This is a genomic window from Streptomyces sp. PsTaAH-137 (assembly GCF_003259365.1).
GTDB lineage: Bacteria > Actinomycetota > Actinomycetes > Streptomycetales > Streptomycetaceae > Streptomyces.
This window is the reverse complement of record NZ_QLLY01000003.1, coordinates 445,702-471,082: the sequence shown is the minus strand read 5'-3', so window position 1 is coordinate 471,082 and position 25,381 is coordinate 445,702. Positions and strand designations below refer to the sequence as shown.

Here is a 25,381-nt window from a genome sequence, read left to right as displayed (position 1 = left end):
GTGGGCCGCGGACAAGGAGAGTTCGGTGGAGAAGCAAGACGGGTGCGAGACGGCGCAGCCCCGGGCCGGTGATCGCGGTGGAGTGAGCGATCCCTGGTACGACGCGCTGGCCTCGGGGTGGGGCGATGTGGACGCCACGGGCGCGCCGGCGCCCGCCGTTCCCGCCCAGCCCGTGCCGGGGCAGCGGAGTGCGGCGGGCATCTATCTGGAAGTGCAGCGCAGCGACGCCTTCCAAGAAGTACGCAGGCGCTATCGGAGGTTCGTCGTCCCCGCGTGCGTTGTTTTCTTCATCTGGTACGTGGCGTACGTGGTGGCTGCCACGACCGCGCCGGGCCTGATGGCCCAGCAGGTCACGGGCGCGGTGAACGTCGCGATGGTGGCGGGACTCGGTCAGTTCGCCAGCACGTTCCTGCTGACGTGGCTGTACGTGCGTCACGCGCGGCTGCGCCGTGACCGTCCCGCGCTCGAACTGCGCTGGGACACACAGGAGATGACACGCGGCATCGCGAACTCCGCGAGGAAGAACGGTTCGGCTCACGACGAGGGTGGTCAGTGGTGACCGGGACGCATCAGACCCTGGCATTGGTGCTGTTCAGCGCCTTCGTGGCGGTGACGCTGGGGATCACGACATGGGTGAGTCGCAACCGCCACGGGTCGGCGGAGGAGTTCTACGCCGGCGGCCGGCTCTTCTCTCCCATGGAGAACGGCTTCGCCATTGCCGGTGACTACATGTCGGCGGCGTCGTTCCTCGGCATCTCGGGAGTGATCGCGCTCTTCGGGTACGACGGGCTGCTCTATTCCGTGGGCTTCCTCGTGGCCTGGCTCGTCGTCCTCTTCCTGGTGGCCGAACTGGTCCGCAACTGCGGCCGGTTCACCCTCGCCGACGTGGTCGCGGCGCGGATGCGGGAGCGCCCGGTGCGCATCGCCGCGGGAACTTCCTCGGTCACCGTGTCCGTTCTCTATCTGGTGGCACAGATGGTGGGTGCGGGCAGCCTCGTCGCCCTGTTGCTCGGCGGGGAGAGCGGGGGCGCGCAGGCCTGGACCGTCGTCGGTGTCGGCGCGCTCATGGTGATCTATGTGTCGATGGGAGGGATGCGGGCCACCACCTGGATCCAGATCGTGAAGGCCGTGCTGCTCATGGGCGGCACGATCGCCCTGACGGTGCTCGTCCTGGCGCGATTCCACGGAGACTTCAATCAGCTGCTCCACACCGCCGCGGCACGCAGCGGGCACGGTTCCGACTTCCTCGTGCCCGGTCTGAAGTACGGCGGAAGCTGGACCGCGCGCTTCGACTTCATCAGCCTGGGACTCGCGCTGGTGCTCGGCACGGCCGGTCTTCCGCACATCCTTTCGCGCTTCTACACGGTGCCGACCGCACGGGCCGCACGCCGTTCCGTCGTCTGGTCCATCGGGCTCATCGGCAGCTTCTACCTGATGACGATCGTGCTCGGGTTCGGCGCGGCCGCCATCGTGGGATCGAGCGCGGTCCGGGAGTCGAACCCGGCGGGGAACACGGCGGTTCCGCTGCTCGCCCTCGACCTCGGCGGCGGTGCCAACTCCACGGGTGGCACTGTGCTGTTCGCGGTCGTCGCGGCGGTCGCCTTCGCCACGATCCTCGCCGTCGTCGCCGGGATCACGCTGGCGTCCTCCGCCTCCGTCGCGCACGACCTGTACGCCTCCCTGCGGCGCCGTGACCGGACCGGGAAGCCGGTGGGCAAGCAGCGCAGCGAGGTCGCGGTGGCACGGGTCGCCGCGGCCGGCATCGGTGTGCTCGCCATCGCTCTCGGCCTGCTCGCACGCGATCTGAACGTGGCGTTCCTGGTCGGTCTGGCCTTCGCCGTGGCCGCGTCGGCCAACCTTCCGGTGCTCCTGTACTCGCTGTTCTGGCGGAACTTCACGACCCGCGGCGCGGTGTGGTCGGTGTACGGCGGGCTGGTGCCCGCGCTGCTGCTCGTCGTGCTGTCGCCGGTGGTCTCGGGCAGCCCGACCTCGCTGTTCCCGGGCGTCGACTTCCAGTACTTCCCGCTGGAGAACCCCGGCCTCGTCTCCATCCCGCTGGGCTTCCTCGCGGGCTGGCTGGGCACCGTGACCTCCCACGAGCCGCCGGACGACGCCAAGCACGCCGAGACCGAGGTGCGGGCGCTCACCGGCGCGGGCGCCGTGTGAGCCCACGGCCCCGACGGACCGCGCCAGCCGCAGGTGGACCGTCGGGGCCGTTCTCGGGTGACCGTGGGGGCCGGGTCAGGCTCCGGACACCCGGCGCGGGTTCGCCCAGACGTAGAGATGCTCCGGGCGGCCCGCGTCGCCGTATTTCAGAGTGAGTTTCGCGCTGCCGGTGCGCTCCAGCAGCTTCAGGTAGCGCTGCGCGGTCTGCCGGCTCAAGCCCGTCAGATCGGCGATCTCCTGGGCGGACAGCGCCCGTTCGGCGTCGACCAGCGTCCTGCGGACCAGCTCCGCCGTGCTCGACGAGTGCCCCTTGGGCAGCTCGGGCTGCGCCCCGGTCGCGGAGAGTGCGCCGAAGATCCGGTCCACCTGGGCCTGTTCGGCCTCACCGCCGCCCGCGAAGGTGTGCCGCAGTGCCGCGTACGCCTCCAGCTTGGCGCGCAGACCGGCGAACGCGAACGGCTTGACCAGGTACTGCAGCGCACCCTGACGCATCGCCGCCTGCACCGTGGCCACGTCACGGGCCGCGGTCACCATGATCACATCGGTCTGGTGGCCGCGCCGGCGCATCTCGCGCACCAGATCGAGCCCCGTCCCGTCGGGCAGATAGTGGTCCAGGAGCACCAGATCGGGCCCGGGCCGCTCCTCCACCATCCGGAGCGCGTCGGCCGCGTTGTGCGCCTCGCCCGCGACCCGGAATCCCGCGACCTTCGCCACGTACGCGGCATTGACCCGCGCCACTCGGGTGTCGTCGTCCACGACCAGGACGTCGATCAGTGCGTCGGTCGGTGCGTCGGCCGATACGTGGTTCATCGCGACTCCTCCGTCGCCAGGGCGCCCGCGCCGTCGTGCGCGGCACCGGAGGCTGGTTCGGTGAGGGCGTCGGGCAGCACGATCGTGAACAGGGCTCCGCCGCCGTCGGCCTCCGTGACCGTGGCGCGGCCGCCCTGCCGCTCCGCGAGCCGGCGCACCAGGGCCAGACCGATCCCGCGCTTGCCGTGCACGGGAGGCTTCTTCGTGGACCAGCCCTCGGTGAAGACCAACTCCCGCTTGTCCCGCGGGATTCCGGGCCCGGTGTCCCGCACGCGCACGACCGCCGTCGTCCCTTCCGCCCGCAATTCGACCTCCACGCGCGCGTGCGCAGTGCCCGCGACGGCGTCCAGCGCGTTGTCGACCAGATTGCCCACCGCGGTCACCAGACCGCGCGGATCGATCAGCCGGTCGGGCAGCAGCGTGCGGTCGGACAGCACCAGGGCCACGCCCCGTTCCGCCGCCACGGACGCCTTGCCGACGAGCAGCGCGGCCAGCAGCGGATCATGGATCCTCTCGGTGACCTGCTCCGACGTCGCCCTGTGGTCACCGACCACCTCGCCCACGAACTCCGCGGCGTCCTCGTACATCTCGAGGTCCAGCAGCCCCAGCAGGGTGTGCATCCGGTTGGCGTGCTCGTGGTCCTGGGCGCGCAGGGCGTCGATCAGGCCGCGCGTGGAGTCGAGTTCGCGGCCGAGCTGCTCCAGCTCGGTCCGGTCGCGCAGGGTGGCGACGGCGCCCCCGTCGTGGGTGGGCATCCGGTTGGCGACGAGCACGCGCTGCCCGCGCACGGTCAGCAGATCGGTGCCGGCGACCCGCCCGCCGAGCACGTCGGTCGTCCGCCCGGGGCCGAGCGCGGCCTCCAACGGCTGTCCGATCGACGCCGCGTCGAGGCCGAGCAGTCGCTGCGCCTCGTCGTTCAGCAGCCGGATGCGGCCGCCGCTGTCCAGGGCGACGACGCCCTCCCGGATGCCGTGCAGCATCGCCTCGCGCTCGGCGAGGAGCGCGGCGATGTCCGAGAAGGCCAGGTCGCGCGTCTGCCGCTGCACCCGGCGGGAGATCAGATAGGCGGCCAGCGCCCCGACGGCCAGCGCCCCGCCCGCGTACGCGAACAGGCCGGGGATCGCGTGGACAAGGCGGGCCCGGACGCTGTCGTACTCGATCCCGACCGACACCGCGCCCACGATGGTGCCGTCACGGCCCCTGAGGGGCACTTTGCCGCGCGCGGAGCGGCCCAGGGTCCCGTCGTCGATCTGCATCACGTCGTGGCCCTCCAGCGCCTCGCTGGGGTCCGTCGAGACGACCTTGCCGATCTGTGCGACGTCGGTGTGCGACCAGCGCACACCCTTCTTGTTCATGATCACGACGTACTCGGCGCCGCTGGCCCGCCGGATCCGCTCCGCCGCGGCCTGCACGGGCCCGCCGACCGTGGGCCGGGTGGACCGCAGATCGTCGGCGATCCGCGGCTGGGCCGCCGTGGTCTGCGCGATGGCCAGGGCCCGCCGCATCGCCTGGTCGTCCAACTGGTCGCTCAGGGGCGCCAGGAACAGCCCGGTCGCGAGCACGGCGACACCGGCCGCGATCGCCAGCTGCATGACCAGCACCTGCGCGAACATGCGCCTGGGCAGGCCGAGACGCAGGCGGCGGGCAGGGGGAGTCGTGCTCATGATGACGAACGGTACGGGCCCGTGCGTCCCCGTCGAAGACCTTGTGGCGCGGATCTCGTACGAGGCCGGAACCGCGCCCCGTAGAGGCAGATACTCCCGTCAGCCGAGAGGCGCGGGCATCTCCCGCAGCCCCACGACATCCATGCGGGCCGGTGATCCGAGGGCGGCACCGCAGCTCTCGGGGCGCGGCGGCGCGGACGTCCCCTGAGCCACCGCGACCTGCCACCGGCGCCCGTCGACGTGCGCGAGCGTCACCTCCCAGCACGGGGATTCGCCCTCGACGGCCTGCGTACGTACGACCGTCAGGGCATCGGCGGCGTCCTCGCGGGCGGCCCGGCGCACCGCGAGCTCAGCCGCCTGGCCCGGGCGGTCCCAGGCAGAGCTGCCACGGCACCCATCGGTGACGACGCGGCCCGTACGGACCGCCTCAAGGATCTCCTTCACCTCCGCGGCCGTGGACCGTCCGTAGGCGTAGCCGTACGGCAGCACCAGGAGGGTGGGGGAGAAGCGGTGGCCGCCGAGGTGGGTGACCTCCCACACGCCCTCCTCGCCGGAGAGCGCGAGTTCGGAGGCGAGCGGCCGGCCCAGGACGGCGCAGCAGTGGTCCCGCTTTCCGTTCGTGCAGACGAGCGCGAGCGGAGCGCCCTCGTGAGGTGTGCCGAAGCCGCCGTGAGCGCCCGCCCCCAGAGCGGCGAAATCGAGCGTGAGCAGTTCCTCGGGAGCCGTGATCGTGGCGCTGCGCAGCCAGGCGTCACCGGGAGCGGTATGGGCCACGTACACCTGGCGCCTGGGCTGTCCGTGACGGTCCGCGTGCCGACCCGGCCGGCGCACCAGTGCGACGCGCACGCCGGTGCCTTCGGCGGCCCTCTCCAGGGCGCGGCCCACGGCGGGGTCCAGATGGCTGGAGGTCAGGGCCTTGGCGCCCCAGGGACCCGACTGCTCAATCAGCAGCCAGGTCCGGGCGGTGGCCGCGGTCCCGGCGAGGGGCTCGTCGAGATCCCGCGATGCGGTCGTGCACGTACTCACACAGGGCAGCCTAATCCGCTCCGGCGATCATTCCTGCCCTGGTGGTACCGGCAGTGGCTGCGGCGGACGCGCGCCTACGTAGTGGCCCGAGGGCCGCATCCGCAGGGGCCGTTCCCCGTACTCCTCCAGAGCGTGGGCGATCCAGCCCGCCGTACGCGCGACGGCGAACACCGTCTCGCCCGCCTCGGCCGGCATCCCGAAGGAGGCGGTGAACACGGCGAGCGCGAGGTCCACATTGGCGTGCAGGTCGGTGTGGCGGGCCGTCGTCGCCACCACGTCACGGGCCGCGGCCAGCGCGGGCCGCGCCTCGGGCAACTCCTCCAGCGCCGCGAACAGCGCCTGCGCGCGCGGGTCCTCGCCCTGGTAGAGGCGGTGCCCGAGCCCGGGGACGCGGCGCCCCGCGCGCAGTTCGTCGGAGACGACCGGTCCCGCGCCACCGCGGTCCAGGACGTCCAGGAGCATCCGGTGGGCCAGGCCGCTCGCCGCGCCGTGCAGCGGACCCTCCAGGACGCCCAGACCCGCGGAGACGGCCGCGTACGCGTGCGCGCGGGCCGACGCCGCCACACGGACGGCGAGCGTCGAGGCGGCGAGGTCGTGGTCGGCGAGCAGCGCGAGGGCCATGTCGAGAACGCGCAGGGACGCCTCGTCGGGCATCTTGTGGGACAGCCGGCCCCACAGCCGTCGAGCGATCGGTTCGCCGTCCGCGTACGTGGACCTCACCAGGGGCAGAGCGGTCGCGAGCGTCGGGATGAGGGAGCGCGCGGCGCCGAGGACGGACTCCTCGGACAGGTCGTAGCGCAGCGGGTCGGCGGTGGCGGCGGCGACGGCCGCGACCCGCAACCGGTCCACGGGGCTGGTGAATTCGGGCAGCGCCGCGACCGCGCGCGCGGCCGCCGCGCGTGACTCCTGCGGCGCGGTGAACCGGGCACCGGGGCGCAGGGTCCCGGTCCACAGCCACTCCGCCACTTCCTCGTAGGAGTGGCGCTTCGCCAGCTCCACGGCATCGACCCCCCGGAAGAAGTAACGGTCCGCGTCGATGAGGGTGAGCCGGGTGCGCACCGTCAGCTCGTTCGCCGTCGAACTCGTCGTGCTCTCGCGCTTGTTGCGCCGGGCCAGGGCCTCGACCTCGGTGGCGTCGAAGGTGCTGCCGCGCCTGCCCTCGCCCCGTCGGCTCGTGAGCTGGCCCCGGCTCACGTACGCGTACACGGTCTCGGGCTTCACGCCGAGCAGCTCCGCGGTCTCCCGGGTGCTCAGTCGACGAGCCTGACGGGCGGCGGCCGGTGGCCCCGGTTCTTGATCCCTCATGTGCGTCACCGTATCCGGAGGACGACAGATTGATTGCTTAGGTTGATTCAGTCAATATTGACAGAAGATAAGTCAAGCATGGACAGTCGAATCAAGTAAAGGGAGGAAACATGCTGATCAACGGGACCACGGCCACCTCTGTCGTCGACGTACCGCGCGGGCTCGCCGGTGTCGTCGTCACCGACACCGCGCTCGGGGACGTCAGAGGGCGCGAGGGCTTCTACCACTACCGCCAGTACTCCGCCGTCGAACTCGCGCAGAGCCGCAGCTTCGAGGACGTCTGGCACCTGATGATCCACGGCGAGCTGCCCGACGCCGAGCGGTCGGCCGCCTTCGCCCGTGAGACCGCCGCGCTGCGCACCCTTCCCGACGAGGTGCGCGCGGCGCTGCCCGCCATCGCCCGGGCCGGCGCGCTGTCGGGGCCGCTGGCCGGGCTCCGTACGGCCCTGTCGCTCTTCGGGGCCTCCCGCGGCCTCCGGCCCGTCTACGACATCGACGCCGACCGGCGCCGTGAGGACACCCTCGCCGCGGCCGCCGTGGTCCCCACGATGCTCACCGCTCTGCACCGGCTCGGCGAGGGGCTCGAGCCGGTGGAGCCGCGCGCGGATCTCTCCTACGCGGCCAACTACCTCTACATGCTGACGGGTTCGGAGCCGGACCCCGCGCACGCGCGAGCCGTGGAGAAGTACCTCATCTCCACCATTGACCACGGTTTCAATGCGTCAACATTCACGGCGCGTGTCATCACGTCGACCGGCGCGGATGTCGCAGCCTGTCTGGTCGGCGCGATCGGGGCGCTGTCCGGGCCGCTGCACGGCGGCGCGCCCAGCCGTGCGCTCGACACCCTGGACGCGATCGGCACCCCGGACCGTATCGATCCCTGGATCCGGGAACGGGTGCTGGCCGGTGACCGGATCATGGGCTTCGGGCACCCCGTCTACCGCACGGAGGACCCGCGTTCACGGATGCTGCGCGGGATCGCGGAGGGGTTCGGCGGGCCGCTGGTGGAGTTCGCGGTCGAGGTCGAACGCCATGTCGAGGCGATCCTCGCCGAACTGAAGCCGGGCCGGGAACTGCACACGAACGTGGAGTTCTACGCGGGCGTGGTCATGGAGCTGTGCGGCTTGCCGCGCGCGATGTTCACGCCGACGTTCGCCGCGGCGCGGGTCGTCGGCTGGAGCGCCAACATCCTGGAGCAGGCTCAGGACTCGAAGATCATCAGGCCTGCGGCGCGCTATGTGGGGGTGGAGCCGCCGGTGGCGGTGCCGGTCGTGTGACGACGTACTTGCTGAACCTTGCCCGGTGACGGTCGGCCTTGGGCGATGCTGCCGGGCAAGGTCTCTTTGGTGCACCGCCGCCCGGAGTCAGAGGTTCGGAATGTCCTTCTTCGCCTTGACGAGGGTCTCGCGGCTGACGATGACGATCCGCTCGTAGTCGGCGACCCCGGCATCGGCGGGAAGGTCGCCGCGGAGAGCCGCTGTGGCCTCGGTGCCGATGACGGCGAAGTTCCCGTCGGACAGTTCGAAGATGTCCGGACAGTTCCCGCCTCCCACGCTGCCTCGGGCGTGGGGAGGCACCCCGATCCGGCGGATGATCTGGCTCACTCTTGTTTCCCTTGATTTCTAGGACGGAGCACCGTGGCGTCAAGGCGAGCGTGAGGCTTTGTGAGCGCGCTCGGCAACCGGCGGCAACAGTGGTAGACCTTGGAACCGCCCGAAGCTGGTGGCTTGCAGGTCGGCGCCTTCGGCGCCTGGATAACGCGGAGAGTACCGGATCCGTAATGGGTCAGGGCCCGCCAGAACGAGTCAGTCGGGTGATCACTCGGGTGATTCGCCGCTTTCCGGCGGTGTCCCGACCACCCACCATTCATCGCTGTCGGCGTCCTCCAACTCCTGCAGCAAGTCGTCGATCATGTGCCCGATCTCGGCCTCGTCCGATCCGTGCCGCAGCGTGGCCCGCTGTCCCCGGGTCGCGATCCAGTACTCCCTGACCGTCTGGTTCTGGAGGAGCCCGCGCATGTACCCGAACAGTTCGCTGCGGCTGATGTTGCCGATGCGGTGGTAGAACAGCGCGTTGGTGTACAGGGCGTTGGCGAAGAGGTACTGGCGGAGCTTGTCCGCGGGCGGCGGCGGATCGAAGACATCCAGGACCTGGGCGAGGTCGGGGTCGTCGATCGCCTTCTTCAGCAACTCCCAGTGCAGGCGCTGCTGGTGGGCCAGATTGAGGTGATGCCGTGTCATGTCGCTCTGCCGCAGCCGGTCGGCATGTGCGTGACATGGGCCCGGTCGGTGGCGTCGTGCCAGGAGGGCGGCGCAGGCTCCCGCCGCCACCGCCGTGACGCTCACTTCGGTGGCGCGCTCCCACCAGCGCCTACCGCTTGCGAGTGTGGCCATGTCAACCCCCGATTCAGGCGACCGTCCGCCGGTCGTCGGGTGGTGGTCGACGTAGTGGAGAACCGGCGAGCAGTAGGCGGTGCGCTTGCCCCTCCCAGGATGCCGAGCGGCTCTGATCGGCAGGGAGGCGGAGAGGAGGCGCGCGGAAGGGTACTTGGGCAAACCGGCGCCATGTCCAGACATCTGCCCCGGGAGCGGCGTTAGCAATCGTTCACACCGCCACCTTTCTACGCGCTCGTATCCTTGGAGCGGCATTCATCCTTCGTACGAGACCCGGCCGCCACCGACCCGGTCGCGCCCCGGTGTGAGAGAGGTCGCGCGTTGAGCAAGGCGAACCCGTCGCAGATCCCTGTCGTCGTCCTGGCGGGCTTCCTGGGGTCGGGGAAGACCACGCTGCTGAACCATCTGCTCCACCGCAGCGGAGGGACTCGTATCGGCGCGATCGTCAACGACTTCGGGTCCATCGAGATCGACGCGATGGCCGTCGCCGGGCAGCTCGGCGACTCGACGGTGTCGCTGGGCAACGGATGTCTGTGCTGCGCCGTGGACGCGAGTGAACTTGACGTCTATCTGGACAAGTTGACTCGTCCCGTCAATGACGTGCACGCCATCGACGTCATCGTGATCGAGGCCAGCGGGATCGCGGAACCGCAGGAGCTGGTGCGCATGGTGCTCGCCAGTGAGAATCCGCGGATCGTCTACGGCGGTCTGGTCGAGGTCGTCGACGCCGCCGAGTTCGACGCGACCTGCGAGAAGCACCCCGAGGTGAACCGGCACCTGGGCCTCGCGGATCTCGTCGTCGTGAACAAGGGCGACCGGGTGGACGCCGCCGAGCGGGAGCGGGTGCTCGGTGCTGTGAGGGCGGCGGCGCAGAGCGCGGCCGTGGTCACCGCGTCGTACGGGCGTGTCGACCCGGAGATGCTCTTCGACTGCCGGCCGAGCGAGGAGCGCATCGGACAGCTGTCGTTCGACGATCTGCACCGGCACGGTCACGGCGAGGACGGGTCGCACGAAGGGCATCTGCACGACGCCTACGAGAGCGTCGCCTTCACCTCCGACGTGCCCATGGACCCACGCCGGCTGATGGGCTTCCTGGACAGCCGGCCCGAGGGGCTCTACCGCATCAAGGGGTACGTCGACTTCGGCGCCGCCGATCCGCGCAACAGGTACGCGGTCCACGCCGTCGGCCGGTTCCTGCGCTTCTATCCGGAACCGTGGCCGGGCGGCGGCGCCCCGCCGCTGACCCAGCTCGTCCTCATCGGCGCGGGTGCCGACACGGAGGCGCTGGAGCGCGCACTCGCCGCCTGCACGAGCGACGCCCCGCACACTGCCGACGAGCACAGCATGTGGGGCGTTCTCCGCTACGTACAGGACACGGAAACGGAAACGGAAACGGCTGACCTCTAGACGGGTCCCGCCACCACCGCCACCGTCTTCGCCAGCGAGACGCCCGAGCCGTCGCGGCGCGGATCCATCTCGGGCAACTCGGCCGGAGTCCCGTTCTTCTGCGCCGCGCGCGCGGGCGCCGGTCCCGCCCAGGCCAGGCTCAGGCAGTCCTCGCCCTTCAGGAACCGCTGGCAGCGCACACCGCCCGTGGCGCGGCCCTTGCGCGGGTACTGGTCGAACGGCGTCAGCTTCGCCGTCGTCTGCACCGAGTCGTCGAGCGTGCCGCGCGAACCGGCCACCGTGAACACCACCGCGTCGACCGCGGGATCGACCGCGGTGAACGAGATGACCTTCGCGCCCGTCGCCAGCTTCACACCCGCCATGCCGCCCGCGGGACGGCCCTGCGGCCGCACGATGGACGCCTGGAAGCGCAGCAACTGCGCGTCGTCCGTGACGAAGACCAGATCCTCCTCGCCCGTCCGCAGCTCGATCGCGCCCACGATCCGGTCACCGTCCCTGAGGGAGATGACCTCCAGCTCCTCCTTGTTGGCCGGATAGTCGGGCACCACGCGCTTGACCACGCCCTGCTCGGTGCCGATGGCCAGGCCCGGAGACGACTCGTCGAGCGTCATCAGGCAGATGACCTTCTCGTCGGCCTCCAGGGAGGACAGGAACTCGGAGATCGGCGCGCCACCCGACAGGTTCGGCACGGACGCCGTGTCCGGGAGCTGGGGCAGGTCGATCACGTTCAGCCGCAGCAGGCGGCCCTCGGAGGTGACCACACCGATCTCGCCCCGGGCCGTGGCCGGCACCGCGGAGACGATCAGGTCGTGCTTGACGCGCTTGGCGCCGTCGTCCCCCTGGAACGGCTCGCCGTTCGCCGTACGGGCCAGCAGGCCCGTCGAGGAGAGCAGCACGCGGCACGGGTCGTCGGCCACCTGCAGCGACACCGAGGCGACCGGGGTGCCCGCGGACTCCAGGAGCACCGTGCGCCGGTCGGAGCCGAACTTCTTCGCTACAGCGGCCAGTTCGGTGGAGACCAGCTTGCGCAGCTCCGTGTCCGAGTCGAGGATCCCGGTCAGCTCGTCGATCTCGCCGTTGAGCTTGTCGCGCTCCGCGTCCAGCTCGATGCGGTCGAACTTGGTGAGCCGGCGCAGCGGGGTGTCCAGGATGTACTGCGTCTGGATCTCGCTCAGCGAGAAGCGCTCGATGAGGCGCTGCTTGGCCTCCGCGCTGTTCTCACTGGAGCGGATGATGCGGATGACCTCGTCGATGTCGACCAGGGCGACGAGCAGGCCCTCCACCAGGTGCAGCCGGTCCTGCTTCTTGCTGCGGCGGAACTCGCTGCGGCGGCGCACCACGGTGAACCGGTGGTCCAGATAGACCTCGAGGAGCTCCTTGAGGCCGAGGGTGAGCGGCTGGCCGTCGACCAGTGCCACATTGTTGATGCCGAAGGACTCCTCCATCGGCGTCAGCTTGTAGAGCTGCTCCAGGACGGCCTCCGGCACGAAGCCGTTCTTGATCTCGATGACCAGGCGCAGGCCGTGCTCACGGTCGGTGAGGTCCTTGACGTCGGCGATGCCCTGGAGCTTCTTCGCGCCGACCAGTTCCTTGATCTTCGTGATGACCTTCTCGGGGCCGACCGCGAAGGGCAGCTCCGTGACGACGAGGCCCTTGCGGCGCGCCGTCACGGTCTCCACCGCGACCGTCGCCCGGATCTTGAAGGTGCCGCGCCCGGACTCGTAGGCGTCCTTGATGCCGGACAGGCCGACGATCCGGCCGCCGGTCGGCAGGTCGGGTCCCGGCACGAACTTCATGAGCGTCTCGAGGTCCGCTCCGGGGTGCTTGATCAAGTGCCGCGCGGCGGCGATCACTTCGCCCAGGTTGTGCGGCGGCATGTTCGTGGCCATGCCGACCGCGATGCCCGACGCGCCGTTCACCAGCAGGTTCGGGTAGGCCGCCGGGAGGACCAGGGGCTCCTGCTCCTGCCCGTCGTAGTTCGGCGTGAAGTCGACCGTGTTCTCGTCGATCGAGTCCGTCATCAGGGCCGCGGCGGCGTCCGGGCGGCACTCGGTGTATCGCATGGCGGCAGGGCGGTCGTCATTGCCCAGCGAGCCGAAGTTGCCGTGGCCGTCGACCAGCGGGACGCGCATGGAGAAAGGCTGGGCCAGACGCACCAGCGCGTCGTAGATCGACGCGTCGCCATGGGGGTGCAACTTACCCATGACCTCGCCGACCACGCGGGCGCACTTCACATAGCCGCGCTCGGGGCGCAGCCCCATCTCGTTCATCTGATAGACGATGCGGCGGTGGACGGGCTTCATCCCGTCGCGTGCGTCGGGCAGGGCGCGGGAGTAGATGACCGAGTACGCGTACTCCAGGTAGGAGCCCTGCATTTCGTCGACCACGTCGATGTCGAGGATCCTCTCCTCGAAGGCAGCGTCGTCATCGGGTCGCGGGGTCTTCGTGCTGCGGCGGGCCATCGCTGCTGCGGCTCCTTCACCAACATGAACGGGTACATGAAACGGGGACTGTCGCGGACCATTGTGGACCGCGCCACTGACAACGCTGCTCGCGACCCGTCCGTACCGTGCGGTTCGGGGCTCTCCCGGGGGTCGCGTGCTCGCTCACGGCGTACCCCGGGCGGGAACTTCGCCAGGTGTCAGCACGCTTGCATACAGTGGCAGGACTGGCAGCACTTCTGCACTTTCCGCGATCGAAGGGACGTACATGCCCATGGGTCACACGGCCACCGCCGAGGCCGGTTCCGGCGGCCTGACAGCGACCGAGCACCGGCTGGCCAACGGCCTGCGCGTGGTGCTCTCCGAGGATCACCTGACCCCGGTCGCGGCGGTCTGCCTCTGGTACGACGTCGGCTCGCGCCACGAGGTCAAGGGCCGTACCGGTCTGGCTCACCTTTTCGAGCACCTGATGTTCCAGGGCTCCCAGCAGGTGTCGGGCAACGGCCACTTCGAGCTGGTCCAGGGCGCGGGCGGTTCGCTCAACGGTACGACGAGCTTCGAGCGCACGAATTACTTCGAGACCATGCCCGCCCACCAGCTGGAGCTCGCGCTCTGGCTGGAGGCCGACCGCATGGGCTCGCTCCTGACGGCCCTCGACGAGGAGTCGATGGAGAACCAGCGCGACGTCGTCAAGAACGAGCGCAGGCAGCGCTACGACAACGTCCCGTACGGCACCGCCTTCGAGAAGCTGACCGCCCTCATGTACCCCGAGGGCCACCCGTACCACCACACGCCCATCGGCTCCATGGCCGACCTGGACGCCGCCACCCTGGAGGACGCGCGGAACTTCTTCCGCACGTACTACGCGCCCAACAACGCGGTGCTCTCCGTGGTCGGCGACATCGATCCCGAGCAGACGCTCGCCTGGATCGAGAAGTACTTCGGCTCCATCCCCGCCCACGACGGCAAGCCGGCCCCGCGCGACGGCGCCCTGCCCGACGTCATCGGCGAGCAGCTGCGCGAGGTCGTCGAGGAGGAGGTGCCGGCCCGCGCCCTGATGGCCGCCTACCGGCTCCCCGCGGACGGCACGCGCGCGAGTGACGCCGCAGACCTCGCCCTGACCGTGCTCGGCGGCGGCGAGTCCTCACGGCTGTACAACCGCCTCGTACGACGGGACCGCACCGCGGTCGCCGCCGGCTTCGGGATGCTGCGGCTCGCCGGGGCGCCCTCCCTGGGCTGGCTGGACGTGAAGACGTCCGGTGACGTCGAGGTGCCCGTCATCGAGGCGGCCGTCGACGAGGAGCTGGCCCGGTTCGCCGAGGAGGGCCCGAGCCCCGAGGAAATGGAGCGCGCGCAGGCCCAGTTGGAGCGCGAGTGGCTGGACCGGCTCGGCACCGTGGCGGGCCGCGCCGACGAACTGTGCCGCTTCGCCGTGCTCTTCGGCGACCCACAGCTCGCCCTCACCGCCGTGGGCCGCGTTCTCGACGTGACCGCCGAGGAGGTCCAGGAGATCGCCAAGGCGCGCCTGCGGCCCGACAACCGCGCGGTCCTGGTGTACGAGCCCACGGGCCCCGCCGAGGCCGACGACGAGACCGCAGCGATCGACGAGGAGGCGGGCCAGTGACCGAGCAGCTCGCGAGCATGGACTTCCACCCGCAGCCGCAGCCCGGTGCGGCCAAGCCGTGGGCGTTCCCCGCCCCGCAGCGCGGCGCGCTCGGCAACGGCCTGACCGTCCTGCACTGCCACCGCCCCGGCCAGCAGGTCGTCGCCGTGGAGGTCAATCTGGAGGCGCCCCTGGAGGCCGAGCCCCAGGGCCTCGACGGAGTCGCCACGATCATGGCGCGCGCCTTCAACGAGGGCACGGACAAGCACTCCGCGGAGGAGTTCGCGGCCGAGCTGGAGCGGGCCGGCGCCACCCTGGACGCGCACGCCGACCACCCCGGCGTCCGGGTCTCCCTCGAAGTGCCGGTCTCCCGGCTCCCCAAGGGCCTCGCGCTGTTCGCCGACGCCCTGCGGGCGCCCGCCTTCGCCGACAGCGAGATCGAGCGCCTGGTGGCCAACCGGCTCGACGAGATCCCGCACGAGAGCGCCAGTCCGGCCCGCCGCGCCGCCAAGGAGCTCTCCAAGCAGCTCTTCCCGGCCGACGCCCGCATGTCGCGCCCGCGCCAGGGCACCGAGGAGACCGTCGCCGCCATCGACGCGGCGGCCGTACGCGCCTTCTACGAGAAGCACGTACGCCCGGCCACCGCCACCGCCGTGGTGGTGGGCGACCTCACCGGCGTCGACCTCGACGGCCTGCTCGCCGACACGCTCGGCGCCTGGACCGGGAACACGGCGGAGGCGCGCCCCGTGCCGCCCGTCACGGCCGACGACACCGGCCGTGTCGTCATCGTGGACCGCCCGGGTGCCGTGCAGACGCAGCTGCTGATCGGCCGCATCGGACCCGACAAGCACGACCGGGTGTGGGCCGCGCAGATCCTCGGCACGTACTGCCTGGGCGGCACCCTCACCTCGCGCCTGGACCGGGTCCTGCGCGAGGAGAAGGGCTACACCTACGGAGTGCGGTCCTTCGCGCAGGTGCTGCGCTCCGCGCCGGACGGGACGGGCGCCGCGATGCTCGCCATCAGCGGTTCCGTCGACACCCCGAACACCGGCCCGGCGCTCGACGACCTGTGGAAGGTGCTGCGCACGCTGGCCGCGGAGGGCCTGACGGACGCCGAGCGGGACACGGCCGTGCAGAACCTGGTGGGCGTCGCCCCGCTCAAGTTCGAGACCGCGGCGAACGTCGCGGGCACCCTCGCCGACCAGGTCGAGCAGCACCTGCCCGACGACTTCCAGGCCCGCTTGTACCGGCAGCTCGCCGAGACGGGCACCGTGGAGGCCACGGCGGCGGTCGTGAGCGCCTTCCCGGCGGACCGCCTGGTGACGATCCTCGTGGGTGACGCCGCGAAGATCGAGGAGCCGGTCAGGGCGCTCGGCATCGGCGAGGTGACCGTGGTCACCGGCTGATCGGGACGCCCCGCGCCGCACCGCCCCGGAGCCCCGGTGACCCATGAGGTCGCCGGGGCTCGGTCGTGTCCGTGATGTCCCTCACGTGAGCAAGCGTGATCGCCTCGCTTCGCATATGTCCGAAATGCTGCGGAGGTTGCCTGTCTGCCCTGTGGCATGCGCGACAAAAGCCGGGTTCCGTTTGTTGATTAAAAGATGTCCCGCTTAGCGTCGGTCCGGCTGTCCGCCGCACCAGTGCCGCGCCCGCGTCACCGGACAGCCATCGCCGAGTCCCCCAAGGCGCGAGCCGGGGGAGCCGGGGACCCACCGCAGTCCCTGGGGTGAATCGGGCTCCTTCCGCGAGGGAGTGGCCCGTAGGAGACCTTCCTGCTCCGAACCCGTCAGCTAACCCGGTAGGCGAGAGGGAAGGAAAGGATCAGCCTCTCCATGGCGTTCACCCGTGCCACCGGGAAGCACCGTCGTCCGAGCCGCATCACGCGTACCTCCGTGCAGGTCGCGAGTGTCGCCGCGCTCACCACGACCGGTGTCGTCGGCGGCCTCGCCGTCCCCGCGCTCGCCGCGGACACCGCGTCCCCGCAGCAGAACAACCTGACGCAGGCCATCTCCATCGGCGACTCCCTCGCCGACCAGATCGACGCCCAGGCCACCGCCCAGAAGAAGGCCGCCGACGCGGCCGCCGCGAAGAAGAAGGCGGAGGCCGAGGCCAAGAAGCGGGCCGAGGAGGCCAAGCGCAAGGCCGAGGAGAAGGCCAAGAAGGAGCGCGAGGCCAAGGAGCGCGCCGCCCGTGAGGCCGAGCGCAAGCGCCTCAACTCCTTCGTGGCGCCCATCTCCGGCTCGTACGTCTCCACCGCCTACAAGGCCAGCAGCGGCCTGTGGTCCTCCGGCAGCCACACGGGCATCGACTTCCACGCCGCCAGCGGCACCGCGGTGCACGCCGTGGGCTCCGGCACCGTCGTCGAGGCCGGCTGGGGCGGCGCCTACGGCAACAACATCGTCATCAAGATGAACGACGGTACGTACACCCAGTACGGTCACCTGTCCTCCATCGGCGTCTCCGTCGGCCAGTCGGTCACCCCGGGCCAGCAGATAGCCCTCTCCGGCGCCACCGGCAACGTGACGGGCCCGCACCTCCACTTCGAGGCCCGCACCGGCCCCGACTACGGCTCGGACATCGACCCCGTCGCGTACCTGCGCTCGCACGGCGTGAACGTCTGACGGCACCCGCGCCCGACGTACCTCCGAAAGCCCCGGCTCATCGAGCCGGGGCTTTCGTGTCGCCTGTCCTGAGCAGCGCCCCGGTGTCCAAAAAATATCCCTGGATTCCGGCCTGCCGTCGGAAATTCAAGCGCGGTGGAATAGAGTCATCGGTCAAGCGCGCCGACCGTCGGTCAATCGTGCTTGTACGGGCGTCAATCGACCGCGTTTCGCGGGGATTAAGGCGGAGGTCGGGTCATGCGCATTCCCGCGCACTCGGTATGCACGGCGATCCGCGACGACATCGTCGCGGGTGTCTACGAGCGCGGCGGCAGGCTCACCGAGGAACTGCTCGCGCGGCGCTACGGCGTCTCGCGCGTCCCGGTCCGTGAGGCGCTGCGCACCCTGGAGGCGGAGGGGTTCGTCGTCACCCGGCGGCACGCGGGCGCGTGCGTCGCCGAGCCCACCGAGCAGGAGGCCGCCGACCTCCTGGAGATCCGCATGCTGCTCGAACCGCTGGGCGCCGCCCGCGCGGCCCAGCGCCGCACCGAGGCCCACCTCAAAGTGCTGCGCGGCCTGGTCAGGCTGGGCCAGGAGCGCTCCAGGCGGGGGCAGAACGAGGATCTGCGCTCCCTGGGCGGCTGGTTCCACGAGACGCTCGCCCAGGCCTCCGGCAGCCCCGGTCTGATCACCCTGCTCACCCAGCTGCGGCACAAGATCGCCTGGATGTACGCGGTCGAGACCCCGCCCCGGCCGGCCGAGTCCTGGGCCGAGCACGGGGCCATCGTCGACGCCGTGGCCCGCGGCGACGCCGAGCGGGCCCGCGCTCTGACGGCCCAGCACACCGAGCGCGCGACGGCGGTCCACCGACTGCGCGTCCCGCGAGCGGGTGACCGTGTGAGGACTTCGCAACATCCCGTAAACACGGCGGGGCTCCAGCATTAACAGGGGAGCCGTATACAAAGAAGTGCACTATTCGCGGAATGGGTCGCGGGCTGTTTTCTGATGCCCTTATTCGCCTCGCGTTCGGTGCGGTCAATTTCCCCTGCGCTTTCTGCTGTGTGCCGAATTCGGCGAGCGCGGGAAAGGTGTGCGGTGCCGTCGCGACAAAAAACGACGGAGCCGCGCGCTCCGGAGAGAAACGCGCGGCTCCGTCGAAAGGTGCCGTGGCTCAGACGGTCTCGGGAAGCTCGTCGAGACCCTCGGCGACCAGCTTGGCCAGCCGGTCGAGCGCGGCGTCCGCGCCCTCGGCGTCGGAGGCCAGGACGATCTCCTCGCCGCCCTGGGCGCCCAGGCCCAGCACTGCGAGCATCGAGGCGGCGTTGACGGGGTTGCCGTCGGCCTTGGCGATCGTCACGGGGACGCCGGCCGCCGTGGCCGCGCGGACGAAGATGGAGGCGGGACGGGCGTGGAGGCCCTCGGCCCAGCCGACGTTGACGCGGCGCTCAGCCATGTGATGCTGCCCTTCAGGTGTCTCACAGTTGTCTAGACCATTCTCACACACCGTGACCCGTGCTCGACGCGAACCCACGTCCCGTCGCGCACGGCCCTCCGGCCTCCTTCAGCCTGCCTCCCACGCGCGCGGGCCGCGACCCGTGCGACGACGACACGCACCTCTCCGCAAGCCGGCGGTCGGCCCTACCCTTGCCGCATGGAGACCCCGTCGGACCGGCACGCCTACCCCGCCCACTGGGAGGCCGACGTGGTGCTGCGCGACGGCGGCACCGCCCGGATCAGGCCCATCACCACCGCGGACGCCGAGCGGCTGACCAGCTTCTACGAGCAGGTCTCGGACGAGTCGAAGTACTACCGCTTCTTCGCGCCCTACCCCCGGCTGTCCGCCAAGGACGTGCACCGCTTCACCCATCACGACTACGTGGACCGGGTCGGCCTCGCGGCCACGGTGGGCGGCGAGTTCATCGCGACGGTCCGCTACGACCGGATCAACGCGCAAGGGATGCCCGCCTCCGCCCCGGCCGACGAGGCCGAGGTCGCCTTCCTGGTGCAGGACGCCCACCAGGGGCGTGGAGTCGCCTCCGCTCTCCTGGAGCACATCGCGGCCGTCGCGCGCGAGCGCGGCATCCGCCGGTTCGCCGCCGAGGTGCTGCCCGCCAACACCAAGATGATCAAGGTGTTCCGGGACGCCGGGTACACGCAGAAGCGCAGCTTCGAGGACGGCGTCGTCCGCCTGGAGTTCGACATCGAGCCCACCGAGGCGTCCCTCGCCGTGCAGCACGCGCGTGAGCAGCGCGCCGAGGCCCGCTCCGTGCACCGCCTGCTCGCCCCCGGCTCCGTCGCCGTGATCGGCGTGGGACGCACGGCCGGAGGAGTGGGCCGCAGCGTTCTCGGCAACCTGAAGGACGCCGGGTTCACCGGCCGCCTCTACGCCGTCAACAAGGAGTTCCCCGCCGACCTCACCGATGTGGACGGGGTGCCCGCCCACCGCTCCGTCGTGGACATCGATCCGGCCGAGGCCGTGGACCTGGCCGTCGTCGCCGTGCCCGCGCCGCAGGTCCCCGAGGTCGTCGCCGAGTGCGGCGCGCGCGGGGTGCAGGGCCTGGTCGTCGTGTCCGCCGGATACGCCGAGAGCGGCGCCGAGGGCCGCGAGCGCCAGCGCGAACTCGTCCGCCAGGCACGCACCTACGGGATGCGCATCATCGGGCCGAACGCCTTCGGGATCGTCAACACCTCGCCCGAGGTACGGCTCAATGCCTCGCTCGCCCCCGAGATGCCCCGCGCCGGACGCATCGGCCTGTTCGCCCAGTCCGGCGCCATCGGCATCGCCCTGCTGGCCCGGCTGCACCGCAGGGGCGGCGGCGTCACGGGGGTCACCGGCGTCTCCACGTTCGTCTCGGCGGGCAACCGCGCCGACGTCTCCGGCAACGACGTCCTGCAGTACTGGTACGACGACGCGGACACCGACGTCGCCCTGATGTACCTCGAATCGATCGGCAACCCGCGCAAGTTCACCCGCCTCGCCCGCCGCACGGCGGCCGCCAAGCCGCTGGTGGTCGTCCAGGGCGCCCGACACAGCGGCATTGCGCCGACCGGGCACGCCGTCCGTGCCACGCGCCTGCCCTACGCCACCGTCTCCGCCCTGCTGCGCCAGGCGGGTGTCATCCGCGTCGACACGATCACCGAACTCGTCGACGCCGGACTCCTGCTGGCACGCCAGCCGCTGCCCGCGGGACCGCGCGTCGCCATCCTGGGCAACTCGGAGTCGCTCGGACTGCTCACCTACGACGTCGCGCTCTCAGAGGGACTGCGGCCCAAGACACCGCGCGACCTCACCACCCAGGCCTCCGCGGCGGACTTCCGGGCCGCCCTGGAGGAGGCGCTGGCCGACGACAAGACAGACGCCGTCGTCGTCACCGCGATGCCGGTGGTGGGGGAGGACCCGACCGGGGACGCCGAACTGGCCGCCGCCCTGAGCGCGGCCGCCGCCACCGCCCCCACCAAGACTGTGCTCGTCGTCCACGTCGAGCTCGGCGGCCTCGCCGAAGCGCTCTCCGCCGCGACCAGCACCGGCCCCAACGCCCCGACCCTGCCCACCCCCGCGACCGCCGGGACCCCGGAGGGCGCCCCGCGCCTCATCCCCGCCTACCCCGCGGCCGAGCGCGCCGTCCGCGCCCTCTCCCAAGCCGCGAAGTACGCCCAGTGGCGGCGCGAGGCTGCGGAGCCCGGCAAGGTGCCCGAGTTCGACCGCGTCGACGAGCAGGCCGCCGCGGCCCTCATCACCGGGCTGCTCGCCAAGGAGGACGACCCGCGCGGCACCGACCTCGCCCCCGAGGACGCCCGCGACCTGCTCGCCCTCTACGGGGTCGACGTCCGCCCGACCCTGCCCGCGCCCGACGCCGACCGGGCCGCCGAGGCCGCCCGCACGCTCGGCTACCCGGTGGCCCTGAAGACGACCGCCCCGCATCTGCGGCACCGCGCCGACCTCGGCGGCGTCCGCCTCGACCTCGCCGACGAGGACGATCTGCGCCGCGCCTACGAAGACCTCACCGACCGGCTCGGCAGGCCCGCCGAACTGCGGCCCGTCGTCCAGGCCATGGCACCGCGCGGCGTCGACACCGTCGTCCGCGCCGTCATCGACCCGGCCGCCGGGGCCGTGCTCTCCTTCGGCCTGGCCGGCGCCCCGTCCGAACTGCTCGGCGACACCGCGCACCGCCTGATCCCGGTGACCGACCGCGACGCCCAGGCGGTCGTCCGCTCGATCAAGACGGCCCCGATCCTGTTCGGCTGGCGCGGCGCCGCCCCCGTGGACACGCCCGCCCTGGAGGAACTGCTCCAGCGGGTGTCCCGGCTCGTCGACGACCATCCCGAGGTCGTCGGTGTCAGCCTCGAACCGGTCGTCGTCGCCCAGTCCGGACTGACCGTGCTCGGCGCCTCCGTCCGGCTCGCGCCCCCGCCCGCCCGCGACGACCTGGGCCCGCGCACCCTGCCCAGCGCCTACTGACCCGGCCCGCGCCCTCGGCATTGCAGCGAAATGCCCTCACGGAGAGTTATCCACAGGCGCATCGGCAGCCTCTTCCCGGGCCTTAGGATGGACCCCATGGCCAAGACCAGTACGACGACCCAAGGGCTGCGAGCGGCGATCGAGCGCAGCGGCTACTACCCGGCCCTCGTGGCCGAGGCGGTGGAGGCCGCGGTCGGCGGCGAGCCGATCTCGTCGTACCTCGTCCACCAGGAGACCACGTTCGACGCGAACGAGGTCCGTCGTCATGTCACCGTCCTGGTCCTGACCGACACCCGCTTCATCGTCAGCCACACCGACGAGCAGGCGGCCGACAGCACCTCCCCGACGCCGTACGCGACGACGTCCACCGAGTCGGTCAAGCTCGACCGGATCTCGTCGGTCGTGCTCAGCCGGGTCGTCGCCAATCCGGAGAAGTACGTCCCGGGCACCCTGCCCCGCGAGGTCGTCCTCACCATCGGCTGGGGCGCCGTCTCCCGTCTCGACCTGGAGCCTGCCGCCTGCGGCGACCCCAACTGCGAGGCCGACCACGGCTACACGGGCAGCTCCACCGCGGACGACCTGAGCCTGCGCGTCAGCGAGGCGGGCGACGGCCCGGAGACCGTGCGGCAGGCCCTCGCCTTCGCCCAGTCCCTGTCCGAGGCCACCGCGGACGCGGGACGCTGATGACGCAGGCCGCCTGGGACGACGTAGAGCCGCTGCCCGTCCACACCGCTCCCGTCCCGGCGTACGGCACCGGATCCCTCGCGGACCTGCTGCCCACCCTCGGCGCCCACCTGGGCGTCCCCGACTGCGCCCCGGCCATCACCGAGCTGGCCCCGGTCGACCGGGCCTGTGTCTTCCTGATCGACGGCCTCGGCTGGGAGCAGCTGAAGGCGCACCCCGACGAGGCGCCGTTCCTGCACTCGCTCATAGCGTCCTCGCGCGGCGGCACGGGCCGCCCGATCACCGCCGGCTATCCGGCGACCACCGCGACCTCCCTCGCCTCGGTCGGCACCGGACTGCCGCCCGGCGCCCACGGCCTGCCCGGCTACACCGTGCGCGACCCGGACACCGGCCGGCTGATGAACCAGCTCCGCTGGAAGCCCTGGACGAAGCCGAAGACCTGGCAGCCCTACCCCACGATCTTCCAGCGCGCCCACGAGGCGGGCGTGCACACCGCCCAGGTCTCCGCCCCCGCCTTCGAGTCGACCCCCCTCACGAAGATCGCCCTGAGCGGCGGCACCTTCTACGGCCGGCTCTCCGGTGAGGACCGCATGGACCTGGCCGCCGAGCAACTGGCTGCGGGGGACCGGTCGTTGGTCTACACGTACTACAGCGAGGTGGACGGCAAGGGGCACCGCTTCGGTCTCGACTCCGACCCCTGGCGTGGACAGTTGATGTACGTCGACCGGCTCGCCCAGCGTCTCGCCGAGCAACTGCCGCCGCGCAGCGCCCTGTACGTCACCGCCGACCACGGCATGGTCGACATCGCCTTCGACGAGCAGTCCCGGATCGACTTCGACGAGGACTGGGAGCTGGGCGCGGGCGTCGCCCTGCTCGGCGGCGAGGGCCGCGCCCGTCACGTCTACGCCGTACCCGGTGCCCAGGGTGACGTCCTCGCGGTCTGGCGCGAGGTGCTCGGCGAGCAGTTCTGGATCGCGAGCCGCGACGAGGCCATCGCCGCCGGCTGGTTCGGCCCCCACGTCGACCAGCGGGTCTACGACCGGCTCGGCGACGTGATCGCCGCCGCCCGCGACGACGTGCTCATCATCGCCTCGCAGAGCGAGCCGAAGGAGTCCCTGATGGTGGGCAACCACGGCTCGATGACTCCGGCGGAACAGCTCGTACCGCTCCTCGAAGCACGCTCCTGACCCGCGCCCCCACCGCCCCGCCGCACGATCCGAAAGGTGCTCGACCTGTCATGCCCGAGCTGGTGTTCTTCTCCGGAACGATGGACTGCGGAAAGAGCACCCTGGCTCTGCAGATCGAGCACAACCGCTCCGCCCGTGGCCTCCAGGGCATGATCTTCACCCGGGACGACCGGGCCGGAGAGGGAAAGCTGTCCTCGCGCCTCGGCCTGGTCACCGACGCCGTCGAGGTGGCCGACGACCTGGACGTGTACGCGTACGTCGTCGATCACCTCTCCCAGGGCGGCAAGGTGGACTACGTGATCGCCGACGAGGCGCAGTTCCTCGCTCCCGGCCAGATCGACCAGCTCGCCCGGATCGTCGACGACCTCGAACTCGACGTCTACGCCTTCGGGATCACGACCGACTTCCGCTCCAAGCTCTTCCCCGGCTCCCAGCGGCTGGTCGAACTCGCCGACCGCGTCGAGGTGCTCCAGGTCGAGGCGCTGTGCTGGTGCGGCGCGCGCGCCACCCACAACGCCCGCACCGTCAACGGGGAGATGGTCGTCGAGGGCGCCCAGGTCGTCGTCGGAGACGTCGACCAGGCCGAGGACAGGATCGGCTACGAGGTGCTCTGCCGACGCCACCACCGGCGCCGGATGACGAGCGCGGGCGCACGGGCCGCCGCGCTCTCGCCCGACGTGCTGCCGGTCGCCCCGGCCTGAGGCGCCCCCGCCCCTGGTCCGCGGCGTGAGGCGTCACGCCTCCTGCGACGTCACCAGCGCGAAGCGCGCCCCCTCGGGATCCGCCACCGTGGCCACCCGCCCGTGCGAGCCCTCCCGCGCCGGCCGCACCACGTGCCCGCCCAGATCGGCGACCCGCTCCACGGCCTCGTCGACATCGGTGGCCTCGAAGTACGTCATCCAGTGCGAGCCGCGATCACGGGGCAGGGCGTGCCCCACGCCCTGCACGGACGCCACCGGCCGGTCCGCCAGGCACAGGGACAGATGGTCGAAGTCGGCGGAGACCACGGCCTCTTCGGTGTATCCGAAGACCGCCTGGTAGAACTTGGCGACGCTCGCGGTCTCCCGCGTCACCAGCTCGTTCCAGACCACCGAGCCGGGCACCCCGGTCACCGCCATGCCCAGGTGCGAGGCCGCCTGCCAGAGCCCGAACACCGCGCCCACGGGATCGGAGGCGATCGCCATCCGGCCCGCCTCACCGGCGTCCAGCGGTCCGACGCCCACCGTGCCGCCGCAGTGCCGCACCGACTCCGCCGTCGCGTCCACGTCCTCCGCGGCCAGATACGGCGTCCAGGCGATCGGCAGCTGCCGGTCGGGCGGCAGCTGGCCGATGCCGGCCACCTCCGCTCCGTCGAGCAGGGCCCGCACATAGGGGCCGAGCTGCTGCGGTCCCGGCCTGAACTCCCAGCCGAACAGCGCCCCGTAGAAGTCCTGGGTCGCCGCCATGTCGTGCACCATCAGACTCACCCAGCAAGGGGTGCCGGGCACGCGCCGGGCTGCTGCCTCGGTCATCGTCACTCTCTCCTCGGACTTCTCGGACCAGAACCCTCGGGGCTCCACCACGACGAACCGCGGTATCGCGCCCGTGCTGATGGTGGCACTGAGTGCCGCGCGGCGCTCCCTGACCGCGCCGAAAC

Annotated in this window: 21 protein-coding genes and 1 riboswitch; of the genes, 12 read left to right on the top strand and 9 right to left on the bottom strand. The window is 71.4% G+C overall.

What is annotated here, in order from left to right; genetic code table 11:
• The first annotated feature begins 25 nt into the window (after positions 1-25).
• Together K377_RS08465 and K377_RS08460 are read left to right on the top strand one after the other, a co-directional pair.
• Positions 26-559, top strand: coding sequence for a DUF485 domain-containing protein (locus tag K377_RS08465; protein WP_111662559.1), 534 nt, complete (start codon positions 26-28; stop codon positions 557-559).
• On the top strand, positions 556-2,166 hold the full coding sequence (locus K377_RS08460; protein WP_111662682.1) for a cation acetate symporter: 1,611 nt from the start codon (positions 556-558) through the stop codon (positions 2,164-2,166). Before K377_RS08465 ends, K377_RS08460 begins: the two co-directional genes overlap by 4 nt.
• 75 nt (positions 2,167-2,241) lie before the next feature.
• Here K377_RS08460 and K377_RS08455 read toward each other — a convergent pair whose 3' ends face one another.
• The 4 genes from K377_RS08455 to K377_RS08440 all read right to left on the bottom strand — a co-directional run bounded on the left by K377_RS08455 (position 2,242) and on the right by K377_RS08440 (position 6,971).
• Entirely contained in the window at positions 2,242-2,940 is a 699-nt protein-coding gene (locus K377_RS08455) for a response regulator (protein WP_111662681.1), read from the bottom strand.
• 32 nt (positions 2,941-2,972) lie between these two features.
• A complete protein-coding gene (locus K377_RS08450; protein WP_111662558.1) occupies positions 2,973-4,640 on the bottom strand; it encodes a sensor histidine kinase in 1,668 nt (555 codons plus the stop codon).
• Positions 4,641-4,739: 99 nt separating this feature from the next.
• Positions 4,740-5,666 (bottom strand): sucrase ferredoxin, encoded by a 927-nt coding sequence (locus K377_RS08445; protein ID WP_111662557.1) that lies wholly within the window; start codon positions 5,664-5,666, stop codon positions 4,740-4,742.
• Positions 5,667-5,693: 27 nt separating this feature from the next.
• Positions 5,694-6,971, bottom strand: a complete 1,278-nt coding sequence (locus K377_RS08440; protein ID WP_111662556.1) for a citrate synthase — start codon at positions 6,969-6,971, stop codon at positions 5,694-5,696.
• A gap of 110 nt (positions 6,972-7,081) precedes the next feature.
• Between K377_RS08440 and K377_RS08435 the strand changes: the two genes are divergently transcribed.
• Positions 7,082-8,248, top strand: coding sequence for a citrate synthase/methylcitrate synthase (locus tag K377_RS08435; RefSeq protein ID WP_111662555.1), 1,167 nt, complete (start codon positions 7,082-7,084; stop codon positions 8,246-8,248).
• 87 nt (positions 8,249-8,335) lie between these two features.
• On the opposite strand, the gene K377_RS08430 is transcribed toward K377_RS08435, so the two are convergent.
• Positions 8,336-8,575 (bottom strand): hypothetical protein, encoded by a 240-nt coding sequence (locus K377_RS08430; RefSeq protein ID WP_258394997.1) that lies wholly within the window; start codon positions 8,573-8,575, stop codon positions 8,336-8,338.
• 213 nt (positions 8,576-8,788) lie between these two features.
• The gene (locus tag K377_RS08425; protein WP_202455629.1) at positions 8,789-9,364 is read right to left on the bottom strand and encodes a DUF6082 family protein; all 576 of its coding nucleotides are present in this window, start codon (positions 9,362-9,364) and stop codon (positions 8,789-8,791) included.
• Between the two features lie 321 nt (positions 9,365-9,685).
• On the opposite strand from K377_RS08425, the gene K377_RS08420 reads away from it, so the two are divergent.
• Positions 9,686-10,771: a GTP-binding protein gene (locus tag K377_RS08420; protein WP_111662553.1), complete on the top strand. Its 1,086-nt coding sequence runs from the start codon at positions 9,686-9,688 to the stop codon at positions 10,769-10,771.
• Here K377_RS08420 and K377_RS08415 read toward each other — a convergent pair.
• The gene (locus K377_RS08415; RefSeq protein WP_111662552.1) at positions 10,768-13,233 is read right to left on the bottom strand and encodes a DNA topoisomerase (ATP-hydrolyzing) subunit A; all 2,466 of its coding nucleotides are present in this window, start codon (positions 13,231-13,233) and stop codon (positions 10,768-10,770) included. The two genes, K377_RS08420 and K377_RS08415, sit on opposite strands and share 4 nt — an antisense overlap.
• Before the next feature lie 247 nt (positions 13,234-13,480).
• Between K377_RS08415 and K377_RS08410 the strand changes: the two genes are divergently transcribed.
• From K377_RS08410 to K377_RS08395, 4 genes are all read left to right on the top strand, one after another.
• Entirely contained in the window at positions 13,481-14,836 is a 1,356-nt protein-coding gene (locus K377_RS08410; RefSeq protein ID WP_111662551.1) for a pitrilysin family protein, read from the top strand.
• Between the two features lie 17 nt (positions 14,837-14,853).
• Positions 14,854-16,221: a pitrilysin family protein gene (locus tag K377_RS08405; protein ID WP_111662679.1), complete on the top strand. Its 1,368-nt coding sequence runs from the start codon at positions 14,854-14,856 to the stop codon at positions 16,219-16,221.
• Positions 16,222-16,474: 253 nt separating this feature from the next.
• A riboswitch (cyclic di-AMP (ydaO/yuaA leader) is annotated at positions 16,475-16,635 on the top strand.
• 12 nt (positions 16,636-16,647) lie between these two features.
• Positions 16,648-17,436 (top strand): M23 family metallopeptidase, encoded by a 789-nt coding sequence (locus tag K377_RS08400; RefSeq protein WP_111662550.1) that lies wholly within the window; start codon positions 16,648-16,650, stop codon positions 17,434-17,436.
• Positions 17,437-17,673: 237 nt separating this feature from the next.
• Complete coding sequence (locus K377_RS08395) at positions 17,674-18,360, top strand: GntR family transcriptional regulator (RefSeq protein ID WP_111662549.1); 687 nt, start codon at positions 17,674-17,676, stop codon at positions 18,358-18,360.
• A 226-nt stretch (positions 18,361-18,586) separates the two neighbouring features.
• On the opposite strand, the gene K377_RS08390 is transcribed toward K377_RS08395, so the two are convergent.
• A complete protein-coding gene (locus K377_RS08390) occupies positions 18,587-18,868 on the bottom strand; it encodes an HPr family phosphocarrier protein (protein WP_073755402.1) in 282 nt (93 codons plus the stop codon).
• A 198-nt stretch (positions 18,869-19,066) separates the two neighbouring features.
• Between K377_RS08390 and K377_RS08385 the strand changes: the two genes are divergently transcribed.
• The 4 genes from K377_RS08385 to K377_RS08370 all read left to right on the top strand — a co-directional run bounded on the left by K377_RS08385 (position 19,067) and on the right by K377_RS08370 (position 24,446).
• Positions 19,067-21,874, top strand: a complete 2,808-nt coding sequence (locus tag K377_RS08385) for a bifunctional GNAT family N-acetyltransferase/acetate--CoA ligase family protein (RefSeq protein ID WP_111662548.1) — start codon at positions 19,067-19,069, stop codon at positions 21,872-21,874.
• Positions 21,875-21,961: 87 nt separating this feature from the next.
• Positions 21,962-22,558 carry a DUF5998 family protein gene (locus K377_RS08380; RefSeq protein ID WP_111662547.1) on the top strand — a complete coding sequence of 199 codons (597 nt, stop codon included), beginning with the start codon at positions 21,962-21,964 and terminating at the stop codon, positions 22,556-22,558.
• Positions 22,558-23,745 carry an alkaline phosphatase family protein gene (locus K377_RS08375; protein WP_111662546.1) on the top strand — a complete coding sequence of 396 codons (1,188 nt, stop codon included), beginning with the start codon at positions 22,558-22,560 and terminating at the stop codon, positions 23,743-23,745. Before K377_RS08380 ends, K377_RS08375 begins: the two co-directional genes overlap by 1 nt.
• A gap of 50 nt (positions 23,746-23,795) precedes the next feature.
• A complete protein-coding gene (locus K377_RS08370) occupies positions 23,796-24,446 on the top strand; it encodes a thymidine kinase (protein ID WP_111662545.1) in 651 nt (216 codons plus the stop codon).
• Between the two features lie 33 nt (positions 24,447-24,479).
• On the opposite strand, the gene K377_RS08365 is transcribed toward K377_RS08370, so the two are convergent.
• Complete coding sequence (locus K377_RS08365; RefSeq protein WP_111662678.1) at positions 24,480-25,256, bottom strand: VOC family protein; 777 nt, start codon at positions 25,254-25,256, stop codon at positions 24,480-24,482.
• Between the last annotated feature and the right edge of the window lie 125 nt (positions 25,257-25,381).